Origin of the sequence: Aquamicrobium defluvii, assembly GCF_004363725.1 — a bacterium.
In the GTDB taxonomy this organism is placed as follows: domain Bacteria; phylum Pseudomonadota; class Alphaproteobacteria; order Rhizobiales; family Rhizobiaceae; genus Mesorhizobium; species Mesorhizobium defluvii.
The window spans coordinates 37,883-50,389 of record NZ_SNZF01000006.1; the positions used below are offsets into that span (position 1 = coordinate 37,883).

Annotated in this window: 9 protein-coding genes and 3 riboswitches; of the genes, 5 read left to right on the plus strand and 4 right to left on the minus strand. The window is 64.1% G+C overall.

The genetic code is table 11. The features are described 5' to 3' along the window. Positions 1-179 precede the first annotated feature (179 nt). A riboswitch (cobalamin riboswitch) is annotated at positions 180-395 on the plus strand. A gap of 103 nt (positions 396-498) precedes the next feature. From DES43_RS06270 to DES43_RS06290, 5 genes are all read left to right on the plus strand, one after another. Continuing rightward, on the plus strand, positions 499-3,393 hold the full coding sequence (locus DES43_RS06270) for a ribonucleoside-diphosphate reductase subunit alpha (protein WP_035024714.1): 2,895 nt from the start codon (positions 499-501) through the stop codon (positions 3,391-3,393). A gap of 162 nt (positions 3,394-3,555) precedes the next feature. After that, a complete protein-coding gene (locus DES43_RS06275; protein ID WP_084496420.1) occupies positions 3,556-4,677 on the plus strand; it encodes a ribonucleotide-diphosphate reductase subunit beta in 1,122 nt (373 codons plus the stop codon). 93 nt (positions 4,678-4,770) lie between these two features. Continuing rightward, a riboswitch (cobalamin riboswitch) is annotated at positions 4,771-4,989 on the plus strand. A gap of 117 nt (positions 4,990-5,106) precedes the next feature. Continuing rightward, positions 5,107-6,354, plus strand: a complete 1,248-nt coding sequence (locus DES43_RS06280; RefSeq protein WP_035024721.1) for an aromatic ring-hydroxylating oxygenase subunit alpha — start codon at positions 5,107-5,109, stop codon at positions 6,352-6,354. 20 nt (positions 6,355-6,374) lie between these two features. Then, complete coding sequence (locus DES43_RS06285) at positions 6,375-7,481, plus strand: FAD-binding oxidoreductase (protein ID WP_035024722.1); 1,107 nt, start codon at positions 6,375-6,377, stop codon at positions 7,479-7,481. Between the two features lie 2 nt (positions 7,482-7,483). Next, positions 7,484-7,753 carry a hypothetical protein gene (locus tag DES43_RS06290; RefSeq protein WP_035024724.1) on the plus strand — a complete coding sequence of 90 codons (270 nt, stop codon included), beginning with the start codon at positions 7,484-7,486 and terminating at the stop codon, positions 7,751-7,753. A gap of 242 nt (positions 7,754-7,995) precedes the next feature. After that, positions 7,996-8,184: riboswitch (cobalamin riboswitch) on the minus strand. 76 nt (positions 8,185-8,260) lie between these two features. On the opposite strand, the gene DES43_RS06295 is transcribed toward DES43_RS06290, so the two are convergent. The 4 genes from DES43_RS06295 to DES43_RS06310 form a co-directional block, all read right to left on the minus strand. Beyond that, positions 8,261-9,523 (minus strand): FtsX-like permease family protein, encoded by a 1,263-nt coding sequence (locus DES43_RS06295; protein WP_035024726.1) that lies wholly within the window; start codon positions 9,521-9,523, stop codon positions 8,261-8,263. A 12-nt stretch (positions 9,524-9,535) separates the two neighbouring features. Beyond that, positions 9,536-10,201 (minus strand): ABC transporter ATP-binding protein, encoded by a 666-nt coding sequence (locus tag DES43_RS06300; protein ID WP_035024728.1) that lies wholly within the window; start codon positions 10,199-10,201, stop codon positions 9,536-9,538. Between the two features lie 2 nt (positions 10,202-10,203). After that, the gene (locus tag DES43_RS06305; protein WP_035024731.1) at positions 10,204-10,662 is read right to left on the minus strand and encodes a hypothetical protein; all 459 of its coding nucleotides are present in this window, start codon (positions 10,660-10,662) and stop codon (positions 10,204-10,206) included. A gap of 85 nt (positions 10,663-10,747) precedes the next feature. Continuing rightward, positions 10,748-12,496 (minus strand): alkaline phosphatase, encoded by a 1,749-nt coding sequence (locus DES43_RS06310; protein ID WP_035024732.1) that lies wholly within the window; start codon positions 12,494-12,496, stop codon positions 10,748-10,750. Between the last annotated feature and the right edge of the window lie 11 nt (positions 12,497-12,507).

Below are 12,507 nucleotides of genomic sequence, written 5' to 3' on the forward strand. Positions count from 1 at the left end.
TTATCTTTTGCCGGGTGTTCCACCCGGCACCGAAATGCTTCAGGAAGACGGTGGCGACGAATGCCGTCCGATATTACACACGCAAGGGTCATGCACGGGCAGCCTTTGGATAGCGTGGATAAAATCTTCCGGCGCCGATAAATTTCACGCTAGATGTTGACAGCAAAAAGCACCCTGATACTAAATGTAGTTGTCATGGTTCCTTTCAGATCCCTTGCGGTTCGGAAAGGCTAAGAGGGAAGCCGGTGCCCTTTCGGGGAATTCCGGCGCTGCCCCCGCAACTGTAAACGGTGAGTTGCTGTCTCTTTCGTGTCACTGGTGCCAAAAGCACCGGGAAGGCCCGACAGCGACGACGATCCGTGAGCCAGGAGACCTGCCGTGACGTTGCACGAAACTCGGGCGGGGTGTCCCAGAGGTGCGCCTGCCAGCGTGGCATGAACCGCGCCTTCCGGCATGCGTTGCCATCCGTTCCCCCGTCCACAGCGCCACGGGGACAAGATGCCGGCGACCACTGCACTCCAGACGAACGGAACCGACAAGGTTCCGCCTTCCATTGAAACCGATGCCCCCACCCCGACCGAGCCGGGATACCGCATCATTCGCCGCAACGGGTCGGTCACGCCCTTCGACCCGACCAAGATCACCGTCGCGCTGACCAAGGCGTTTCTGGCTGTCGAGGGTTCGGTGGCGGCCGGCTCGCGCCGCGTGCACGACGTGGTCAAGGACCTGACCGAACAGGTCGTGTCGAACCTCATGCGCCGCATCGGCGAGGGCCGCACCTTCCACATCGAGGACGTGCAGGATCAGGTGGAACTGGCGCTGATGCGCTCGGAACACCACAAGGTCGCCCGCGCCTATGTGCTGTATCGCGAGGAACGCGCCCGCGAGCGCGCAGCGGCCAAGGCTGCCGTTGCCGAGACGGCGGCACCTTCGCTCCATGTGACGCGCGCCAATGGCGAAAAGGCCCCGCTGGACGAGGCCCGCTTCCGCCGCATCATCGAGGAAGCCTGCGAAGGGCTGGAGGCTGTCTCCACTCAGCCGATCCTGACCGAAGCGCTGCGCAACCTCTATGACGGCATCACCGAGGACGAGCTGTCGCTGGCGCCGATCCTCGCGTCGCGCACGCTGGTCGAGACCGAACCGAACTACAGCTTCGTTTCCGCCCGCCTGCTGCTCGACCGGCTGCGCCGCGAAGCGCTGAGCTTCGTCACCGGCAGCCCCGAGCAGGCGACGCAGGCCGACATGGCCGGGCGCTATGCCAGCTATTTCCCGGAATTCATCCGCACCGGCATAGAGGCCGAGCTGATCGACCCCGAACTCGGGCGTTTCGACCTCAAGCGCATCGGCGCGGCACTGAAGGCCGAGCGCGACCTGAACTTCCAGTATCTCGGTCTTCAGACACTTTACGACCGCTATTTCCTGCATACCAGAGGCAAGCGCTTCGAGCTGCCGCAGGCATTCTTCATGCGCGTCGCCATGGGTCTCGCCGCCCGCGAGATCGACCGCGAGGGGCGCGCCATCGAGTTCTACAACCTGTTGTCGTCCTTCGACTTCATGTGCTCGACGCCGACCCTGTTCAATTCGGGCACGCTGAGGCCGCAGCTTTCGTCCTGCTTCCTCACCACCATCGGCGACGATCTCGACGCCATCTTCAAGGGTGTCAAGGACAATGCGCTGCTGGCCAAGTATTCGGGCGGCCTCGGCAATGACTGGACCCCGGTGCGCGGCCTCGGCGCCCACATCAAGGGCACCAATGGGGAGAGCCAGGGCGTCGTGCCGTTCCTGAAAGTGGCCAACGACACGGCGATTGCCGTCAACCAGGGCGGCAAGCGCAAGGGTGCGGTCTGCGCCTATCTGGAAACGTGGCACGTCGACATCGAGGAATTCCTCGACCTGCGCAAGAACACCGGCGACGACCGCCGCCGCACCCACGACATGAACACCGCCAACTGGGTGCCGGACCTGTTCATGGAACGGGTCGAGGCCGATGGCGAGTGGACATTGTTCTCGCCCGACGAGGTTCCGGACCTGCACGATCTCTACGGCACGGCCTTCCGCACCGCCTACGAAGCCTATGAGGCCAAAGCCGCGGCCGGCGAGTTGCGGGTCTGGCGCAAGATCCGCGCGCTCGACCTGTGGCGCAAGATGCTGACCATGCTGTTCGAGACCGGGCATCCGTGGGTGACGTTCAAGGACCCGTGCAACATCCGTTCGCCGCAGGGCCATGTCGGCGTGGTGCACTCCTCCAACCTGTGCACGGAGATCACGCTCAACACGTCGAAGGACGAGGTGGCCGTCTGCAATCTCGGCTCCGTCAACCTTGCCAATCACGTATCGGAAAAGGGCCTCGACCTCGACCGGCTGGCAAGGACGGTGGGCACGGCGATGCGCATGCTCGACAATGTCATCGACATCAACTTCTACACCATCCCGGAAGCGCGTGCCTCGAACCTGCGCCACCGCCCGGTCGGCCTTGGTCTGATGGGCTTCCAGGACGCGCTTCAGGCCATGCGCATCCCCTACGCTTCGGAAGGTGCCGTCGAGTTCGCCGACCGCTCGATGGAAGCGATCAGCTACCACGCCATCTCCGCCTCGGTGGATCTCGCCGCCGAGCGCGGCCGCTATCCGAGTTTCGAGGGCTCGCTGTGGTCGAAGGGCATCCTGCCGATCGACTCCATCGGGCTTCTGGAGGAAGCGCGCCCCGGCGTGGACATGGATTCCACGTCCACCCTTGACTGGGCGAGCCTGCGCGAGCGGGTGAAGGAAACCGGTATGCGCAACTCCAACACCATGGCGATTGCGCCGACGGCGACGATCTCCAACATCTGCGGCGTGGCGCAGTCGATCGAGCCCGCCTACCAGAACCTGTTCGTCAAATCGAACATGTCGGGCGACTTCACCGTGGTGAACGCGCAACTCGTCCACGACCTCAAGGCCCGTGGCCTGTGGGACGAGGTGATGGTCTCCGACCTGAAATATTTCGACGGATCGGTGGGCCAGATCGACCGCGTGCCGGATGATCTGAAGGCGCTCTATGCGACGGCCTTCGAGATCGACACGGCATGGCTGATCGAGGCGGCGTCGCGGCGGCAGAAGTGGATCGACCAGGCTCAGTCGCTCAACCTCTACATCGCCAATCCGTCGGGCAGGAAGCTCGACGAGCTCTACCGGCTGGCTTGGCGAAAGGGCCTGAAGACGACCTACTACCTGCGCTCTCGCTCGGCCACCCATGTCGAGAAGTCGACGCTGAAGGGCACCGACGGCAAGCTCAACGCCGTTTCGCCGGCAAGCGTGTCGGCAGCGGAAGCTGCCACGCCGATCGTGGTCGACCCAAGTGCGGCATGGGGCAATGCCTGCGCCATCGACGACCCCGACTGCGAAGCCTGCCAGTAAGCAGGCTCCCGCCCTCCCCGCCGGGCAGGGCAAAGCTGACAGGCCGGGATGCGGAGACATCGCCCCATCCTGCGCCATCACCATTCATGCGATCCCGACCGGCCTCCGGCCGATGCCTGAAGCGTCAGGGATGGGGTGCGCCAAGCCTAACCGGAGAATGAGATGCTCGACTGGTCCGAACCCAAAAACACCCCTTCCATCCCGCTTCCGGGCAAGGATGCACCTGCCGGCGACGCCACCGGCCTTGGCGAAATCGAGCGTGGCGCGGCGCGCGTGACCGTCGATGAAAAGCGCATGATCAATGCGCGCGCCGACGTGAACCAGCTCCTGCCGCTGAAATACCGCTGGGCGTGGGAAAAGTATCTCGCCGGCTGCAACAACCACTGGATGCCGACCGAGGTTTCCATGCAGGCCGACATCGCGCTGTGGAAGTCGAAGGACGGGCTGACCGAGGACGAGCGGCGCATGCTCAAGCGCAATCTCGGCTTCTTCGCCGCCTCCGAATCGCTGGTCGCCAACAACATCGTGCTGGCCATCTACCGCCACCTCACCAACCCCGAATGCCGCCAGTACCTGCTGCGCCAGGCATTCGAGGAGGCGATCCACACCCACACCTTCCAGTACATCGTGGAAAGCCTCGCGCTCGACGAGGGCGAGCTGTTCAACATGTACCGCGAGGTGCCGTCGATCACCGACAAGGCGGCATGGGCGCTGAAGCACACCCAGAACCTCGACAATCCCGACTTCAAGACCGGCACACCGGAAGCCGACCAGTCGTTCCTGCGCGATCTCGTCGCCTTCTACGTCATCTTCGAGGGCATGTGGTTCTACACCGGCTTTGCGCAGATCCTGTCGCTCGGCCGCCGCAACAAGATGGTCGGCATCGCCGAGCAGTACCAGTACATCCTGCGCGACGAATCCATCCACCTGAACTTCGGCATCGACGTCATCAACCAGATCAAGCTGGAAAACCCGCACCTGTGGACGAAGGCGTTCCAGGACGAGGTGCGCGGCATGATCCTCTACGCCGCCGAACTGGAAGCAGCCTACGGCCGCGATACGATGCCGCGCGGCTTCCTCGGCCTCAATGCAGCGCTGTGCGAGCAGTACATGCACTTCATCGCCAACCGGCGCTGCGCCCAGCTCGGCCTTGCGCCGGTGTTCGCCGAGGCCGAAAATCCGTTCCCCTGGATGAGCGAGGCCATGGACCTGAAGAAGGAGAAGAACTTCTTCGAGACCCGCGTCATCGAATACCAGAACGGCGGCGCGCTGGCCTGGGACTGACGACGGAACGATAAACGGAAGAAGGACATCGCCTGTCGTCTTTGCGCCGGGGCGATGTCGTTTCCTCATGCTCCTCACCACCGCGAATGGTGTTCAGATCGAAATGCTTAAGGTGCCCGACCGCATCGCGGAAGGGAGAATTGGGAAGCCGGTGCCCTCGACAGGAGGAACCCCGGCGCTGCCCCCGCAACGGTAGCGGAGCGCAAACCTCGACGGTGAGCCACTGGGGAAACAGCCCCGGGAAGGTGTCGAGGCGGTCCCCTAAAGGGACGGCTCCGGAGCCCGGAAACCAGCCTTGGGCACGTTGGTCTCGACTGATCGCGGTGGGCGGTCAAGGAGCGAATGGCGCGCGACCCCGTTCCGGCGTCGGGCGGTTGCCGTTCCTTCCCCAAATCACCACCAAGTTCAGTCCTTTAACGAGGACAGGACATGGACGCCCGTAACGAAATGCTCTCGCTGATCCGCTCCCGCAGGCAAGGCTGGTCGCTGGAGCAGCCCTTCTACACCGATCCCGATTTCTTCAGGCTCGACATGGAGCTGATCTGGTATCGCGACTGGCTGTTCGTCGGCCACGATTGCGAAGTGGCCAAGCCGGGAAGCTTCTTCACGGTGCAGATCGGCACCTATCCGGTCGTGGTGGTGCGCGACCGTGAAGGAAAAATCAGGGCATTCCACAATTCCTGCCGCCATCGCGGCAGCCGCGTATGCACGACGGCCAAGGGCACCTCGGCGCGGCTCGTCTGCCCCTATCACCAGTGGACCTACGACCTCGACGGCAAGCTCCTTTTCGCCCGCCAGATGGCCGACGATTTCGATCCCTCCGCCCATTCGCTGAAGCCCGTCGCCTGCGAAAGCGTGGCCGGCTACGTCTTCATCTGCCTGGCCGACGAGCCGGCCGATTTCCAGCCGTTCCGCACGCTGATGGAGCCCTATTTCGCGCCGCACAAGCTTTCCGAGGCGAAGGTCGCCTATGAATCGACCATCATCGAGAAGGGCAACTGGAAGCTGGTCTGGGAGAACAACCGCGAATGCTACCACTGCGCCGGCAACCATCCGGAACTGTGCAAGACCTTCCCGGAAGCGCCCAATGTCACTGGAATCAGCGGCGCCGAGAGCGACCCCGAAATGGTGGCGCATTGGCAAAAATGCGAAGCGGCGGGCTTGCCGGCGCGCTTCCGCATCGACGGGGCGGGCCAGTTCCGCGCCACCCGCGCGCCACTGCTGCGCGATGCGGTGAGCTACACCATGACCGGCAAGCCCTCGGTGAAGCGCAACCTCTCCGACCGGGTCAATGCCGACCGCATCGGCACGCTGATGCTCTATCACTACCCGGCGACATGGAACCATGTGCTGATCGACCATGCTGTGACCTTCCGCGTCATCCCGCTCGGACCGGAGGAGACCGCGGTGACCACCAAATGGCTGGTCAACAAGGATGCGGTCGAAGGCGTGGATTACGACTTGCAGGAACTCATCCATGTGTGGACGGAGACCAACGATCAGGACCGCCGCATCGTGGAAGAGAATGCCTTCGGCATCCGCTCGCCCGCCTACGAGCCCGGCCCCTATTCGGAGTTGCACGAGGGCGGCGTGATCCAGTTCATGGAATGGTATGCGCACTTCATGGAACCGCGGCTTTCCGAGGGTGCGAAGCCCCGTCTCAAGAACGTCGCCTGAAGGAGGAGACGGTGAACGCCATGACCGATCCCGGCCTCTACCGCCATCTGGACGAGATGGTGCCGTGGAACGACCGACTTCAGGTTCTGGAGGTGATTGGCATCGTGGACGAGGCCCCGGAGGTGAAGACCTTCACCTTCCGCTCCGATGCGCAGACATGGTTCCGCTACAAGCCGGGCCAGTTCATCACGCTCGAACTGCCGCTGGACGACGGGCCGATCATGCGCACCTATACGCTGTCGTCGTCGCCGTCGCGCCCATTTTCCATCGCGGTGACGGTAAAGGCGCAGCCGGGCAGCGTCGGCACCCGCTGGATGTTCGACAATCTGGGCATCGGCGCACGGCTGAAGGCGTTCGGACCGGGCGGCGATTTCACCCACCACAACCACCCGGCCGCCAAATATCTGTTCATATCGGCCGGCTCCGGCATCACGCCGATGATGTCGATGCTGCGCTGGCTGAACGACTGCGCGCCGGGCACGGACGTCTCCTTCGTCAATTGCGCCAGGCGGCCGGAAGAGATCATATTCCGCAAGGAGCTTGAACTGCTGGGCTCGCGCATGCCCGGCCTTTCGCTGTCGTTCCTGATCGAGGAGCGCTCGTCGCGCGAAAGCTGGTTCGGGCACATGGGGCGCATCGATGCCGTGCGCCTGCCGTTGCTGTCGCCGGACTTCCGCGAGCGGGAGGTGTTCTGCTGCGGTCCCGAGCCCTTCATGCGCGCAGTGCGCGAGATGTTGCAATCCACCGGCTTCGACATGGCTTTCTATCATCAGGAAAGCTTCGGAGTGCCGCCGGTCGAGCCCGTTCCGGCTCCCTTCCCCGAACTGCCGGCCAATGCGGACGCCGATGCGGCCCCTGCCGCGGCGGCCGTCCCGGTACGGTTCAGCCTCTCGGACGTGGAAGGCGAATGTCTTCCCGGCCAGACCGTTCTTCAGGCAGCGCGCGCCAGCGGGGTGCGCATTTCGGCGGCCTGCGAATTTGGGCTGTGCGGCACCTGCAAGGTCAGGAAGCTCTCGGGCGAGGTCGAGATGAACCACAATGGCGGCATTCTCGACGACGAGATCGCCGAGGGCTTCATCCTCGCCTGCTGCTCCAAACCCCTCTGCGACCTCGAGATAGAATCCTGACCATGGAAAAAGACGAGGCGGCCGTAGTCCTCACACCGCACGATCCGGAGCGGGCGGCGAAAATCTCGCCGCTGCCGCCGCCTGAGGAAGTGTTTGTCGACTGGCTGATGTCGGTGCCGCCGCATGCCTGTCTCGAAGACGAGGCACGCCGCCAGGTCGAACTGATCGACAGCCGCCCCACCCTGCACCCGGATGTGCGCTGCCTGCGCGCGCTGCTGGTCGCCGTGGCCGGCGAGGGAGAGTGGCACAGCCCTGCGCCCCGCAATCTCTGAAGCATGTCGCCCGAAAGGGGAACCGGTTTCGGGACGAAGACATGCAAAAGCATGAACCTGAAGCGCAAGGAGCGAATCTGAAAGATTCGCGGCACGGCTGGCTCCGGCAATTTTCAGCCAGAGCGGTGCCTGCCGCCGGAAGCCGGCGACAGGCGGGGCGATCATGCGGCCAGCGCCCGCAATTCGCGCGCGGCCGCCACCATGTTGACCAGATCCGGCCTGACCTCTTCCCATTTGCGGGTCTTGAGGCCGCAATCGGGATTGATCCAGATCTGGCTGTCGGCCAGCCGCTTTCGGGCCAGCTTGAGCAGAGCGGTCATCTCGCCGGTACAGTTGCGGGGGCAGCGCCGGCTTTCCTTTCAAAGGCACCGGCTTCCCTCTTGGCTTCAGGGCGCGAAATACCCCGAAGAACCACGACGAGGGGCAGTGTCGTGGTATCAGTCGCCGATGTCAATATCACATAAAGAAATGTTTATATCGTGATCTGATCTTTTCGGATTTTTCTTATCAGGATCGCAACGCCTGCGCCGGTGTCTGGCGATAAGCGATGAGCGCGGGAAGCAGGGTCGCTGCCGCGCAGGCGGCGAGCAGGAAGAGCAGTGTCCACAGGTCCGCCGTCTGGAACTCCACCGGCATGGCCACGCCGCTGTTTCTGGCCAGATAGCCGGATATGGCCCGCACGATCGCATAGCCGATGGCGAACCCGCAGATCACGCCGGCCGCGACAAGGATGAAGACCTCCATCCAGACCATGCCCATCACCACCGGGCGTGGTGCGCCGAAGGCCCTCAGCGCACCGATCTGGCGGCGGCGCTGGAGCACGTGAACGGCCACGACCATGAGGATCGCCGCCCCGACCAGCACCTGCGCACCGGTCGCCACGAAGCCGAGGATGCGGCGGGCGTCGCCCAGGGTGCCGTAAAGCCTTGTCAGCACTTCACCGGGAAAGACGGCCAGCGTCGTTTCCGTGCGGTAGTGCTGGCGCAGATTGTAGGCGTCGGCAATGCTCTTCGGCTTCACGAGAATCGCAGGCACTCCGGGATTGTCCGTGTGCAGCAATCCGGATTCATCGACCGCTTCGCCCGCAAAGCCCGGGCCGTGGTCATGATCGTGGGGAACGCTGGCCACAGCGGCAAGCCCTGCCGTCTGCTCCGGCTCATGGCCGTGTTCGTGATCGGCGTGAGTGGCCCACACCGACTGGATCGGCACGAGGATGGCCCGGTCCCACGGCGTTCCCGTAGGCGCCATGCGGCCGACCGCCCGGTACTCCACATGCGAATGCACCTCGCCGGCTTCGCCAACCGCCCCGTGGAAGGGATGGAAGCTGTCGCCGATGGCGCGGCTGACCTGAGCGCCGACGATGGCGTCGCCCATGTGGCTGAACCCTTCGCCCTCGCCCAGCCCGCCAAGCATCTCAACCGCGTCGGAGGTCGTGCCCACGATCGGATAGCCGGCCACGAAATCGCCGAAGCCGACGGGAACGGCATTTTGCACGCGCGGATCGGCCCGAAGCGTGGCCAGCGTTTCAGGCGGCAGCAGAGGCAACGGAGCGGATTGCAGAAAGATCGACGACAGGATGAGCTGCGTTTCCGAACCCGCAGCGCCGACGACCAGATCGAAGGCGGCTGCGGCACGGGCGCTGCCCAGCCGCAATGCGCGCTCCTGCAGCGTGACGGTTACGCCAAGCGCCGTCGCCAGCGCGATCAGCAGGGCGAGGATCAGCGCACCGATCCAGTTGCGGCGAAGGTCGGCAAGAATGAAATGGAACACTTCTTTCTCCGCTCACGCCGCAAGGCGGCCGTTCGCCAGCCGCAAGGTGCGGCCCATGCGTTCGATCAGCCTGCCGTCATGGCTGGCAACGATCAGCGTCGAGCCGGCCTCCTGTGCCAGTTCGACCAGCAGGTCGGCGACGGCAGCGCCGGATTCGGCATCGAGGCTGGCGGTCGGCTCATCGGCCACGATCAGGCCGGGCCTGCCGGCCAGCGCGCGGGCGACCGCCACGCGCTGCATCTGACCGCGCGACATGGTGCCGACAAGCTGCTCCGGACGCTCGATCCCCACCCTTGCGAGCAACTCCCGGGCCCGCGGCTGCATCCCCGCCGGCAGGCGCAGGTGCGACAGGCGTTGCGGCAGAAGCACATTCGCCTCGGCGGACAGACCGGGAAAGAGATGAAAGTCCTGCATGACGAGACCGACATTGCGGGCACGCCAGCGGTCGCGCCCGCCTTCCGGCAATCCGGCGATGTTTTCGTCATTCCATGCAACGCGCCCCGAGCCGGCCCGCTCCATGCCGGTGACGATGTTGATGAAGGTCGTCTTGCCCGAACCCGAGGGGCCGACAAGCGCCGCCGTCTCGCCCGCAGCGAGGCTGAGCGAAGGCAGATCGAGCGCAGGAACCGGCAATCCCGGATAGCGTACCTGCAAGCCGTCGACGGAAAGCGCCAGCACGTTCAGACGCTCCGGAAATCAGCGCCGACGATGCGCAGCAGGCTGACGAAACCGGTCTCGGGGTCGGTCCAGGAGCCGACCTCGAGCTTGCCCGAAACCTCGATGACGCCGTTGGCCTGCTCGAAGGTCTGGGTCCGGTCGAGATAGACCACGATGATGTCGTCGGGCCAATCCGCATCCGAGGAGCAGAAGGGACACAGCGCCATCGGCATTTCGGTGAGCACGAAGAAATTGGCTTCCGCCTTCAGCGGCGGCGCCATGAAACCGCGCATGGCGACGGACTTTCCTTCCAGCGCCTTCACCTTGTCGGAGAAGGTGAGGCCGAGAACGCTGATCTTGCCGTAAAGCTCGTCGAAGGAAATCGTGTCGATGGCGGCGCATGCCGGGCGCACGGCCAGCGAAAGCGCCGCACCGCCCATCGCAGCCAGCGCCTGCCGGCGTCCGATCTTGCGGGAATTCATTGCAGCCTCCTTTGCAAAACCTGCACGAAGCGGAAACGGGTGCAGGCCCGGAGAAACTCCGGGCCCGTTTCCCATGTTTTCGCGCTTACTGCGTCTGCTTCGAGCCGAGGGCCAGAGCGTCGGCCAGCACGCGGTACACATCGCTCTGCTCCATGTAACCCCTGAAGTTCTCGGAGCCGGGGCCGGTGGCCTGCAGAACCACGTCGTCGACGGCATGGACGCCGGTATCGCCATCGCGCGGAATGTTGCCTTCCACGAACACCGCACCGGGAACGTCCTTGTAGGCTTCGTTGGCGATGTACTTCTTGTTCTCGTCCTGAATGGCCGGAACGAAAGGACCGTCAAGCTTCGGACGGAAGGTTTCGTAGTGGTCCGGGCCATTGTTGGCGGCAAGGAACAGACGACGCGAGACATCGACGCTGTCGGGATAGCCGTCGCCGTTGGAGTCGACGTAGTTCGGGAAACCGGCCTCGGCATAGGTGCCGACCTTCTCGCGCATCTCGTCGCCGGGCTTCTCGTCGTCGACCGTGCCGATGATGGAAACGCCGTGAGTGTGGTCGCCGGTCACGACGATCAGCGTATCCGGGTTCTTCTCGGCGAATTCGCGGGCAACGCCGATCGCCTTGTCGAACTCGATGGTGTCGACGACTGCACGATCCCAGTCGAGCGGGTGGGACATCTTGTCGACATTGGCCGCCTCGACGATCAGCACGAAGCCTTCGGCGTTCTTCGAAAGCTGGCCGATGGCTGATTTGGTCATGTCGACCAGACCGGGCTGCTCGGGGAACTTGTCGACGGTGCCCTTCTTGAGGAACTCACGGTCGAGGGTGGTGTCCATATTGCCGGTGTGGAACAGTCCCAGCACCTTGCCGGTGTTGGAACCGGCGGCGGCCTCAAGCTCGCCCTTGGTGGTGGCCAGCGTGTAGCCGGCTTCCTTGAAGCCTTCGATGTGATCGGTGTCGTCCTTGCGCTTCGAGCCGGCAACGGACTGCGGCAGGAAGTAGGCCGAACCGCCGCCAAGGATGACCTCGGGCTTCAGATCGAAGATCTGCGTGTTGATGGCGGCCTTCTCGGCGCGGCGGCGGGTGTGAGCGAAGAGCGCGGCAGGCGTCGCGTCCTGAAGCTCGGAGGTGGTGACGATGCCGACCGACTTGGAGGTCTGGCGGCGCAGCGCCTCGACCAGCGTCTCGACCTTCGGGTCATCGAACGGATCGGCGGTGCGGTCCGCATAGACGCCAAGCGCGTTCACGGCGCTCTTGTGGCCTGTCATGTAGGCCGACATGGTGTTGGCGCTGTCGGTAGCGACCGATCCGGTGGACGAGGTGCCGATGAAGGCCATGCGATCCAGTTCGTCCATGTTGAGGCGGCCGTTGGCCTTGCCCTCGGTCATGCCCTTGGACATGATGCGCGCGGCGGTGCGGTGCGCGACCGACAGACCGTCGGCGATCAGGAAGATGACGTTTTTGGCCTTGGGCTCGGCAGCGGTGCCGTAAACTTCCCAGGTCACGGTCTTCTCGTCATCACCGGCTTTGGCAATGACGGTGTAAGTGCCGGGTTCGGCAATCGTCACGCCTTCCAGACGCACGGCGGAAGCCTCGACACCGTCTTCCTTCTCGATGAAGGTGGCTTCCTTGCCAAGCACTTCCGCAGCCGGCTTGCCATTGATGGTGACGGTGACGTCCGAACCGGCAACGATGCCGTCGAACTCCACCTTCACGTCGAAAGGCGAAGCGGTGAGGATGGTCGCCCTGTCGAGCGGGTAGACCGTAGCGGCGCCGGCAACAGCCGGGACCAGTATGGTGGTTGCGGTCAGAATGGCGAGCAGGCTTCGCATGATCGGGTTCT

What these genes read in the sequence shown, in the direction of transcription:
- DES43_RS06310 (WP_035024732.1), bottom strand. Translation starts at nt 12,496, where the DNA reads ATGCGAAGCCTGCTCGCCATTCTGACCGCAACCACCATACTGGTCCCG.
- DES43_RS06275 (WP_084496420.1), top strand. Translation starts at nt 3,556, where the DNA reads ATGCTCGACTGGTCCGAACCCAAAAACACCCCTTCCATCCCGCTTCCG.
- DES43_RS06305 (WP_035024731.1), bottom strand. Translation starts at nt 10,662, where the DNA reads ATGAATTCCCGCAAGATCGGACGCCGGCAGGCGCTGGCTGCGATGGGC.
- DES43_RS06290 (WP_035024724.1), top strand. Translation starts at nt 7,484, where the DNA reads ATGGAAAAAGACGAGGCGGCCGTAGTCCTCACACCGCACGATCCGGAG.
- DES43_RS06280 (WP_035024721.1), top strand. Translation starts at nt 5,107, where the DNA reads ATGGACGCCCGTAACGAAATGCTCTCGCTGATCCGCTCCCGCAGGCAA.
- DES43_RS06285 (WP_035024722.1), top strand. Translation starts at nt 6,375, where the DNA reads ATGACCGATCCCGGCCTCTACCGCCATCTGGACGAGATGGTGCCGTGG.
- DES43_RS06270 (WP_035024714.1), top strand. Translation starts at nt 499, where the DNA reads ATGCCGGCGACCACTGCACTCCAGACGAACGGAACCGACAAGGTTCCG.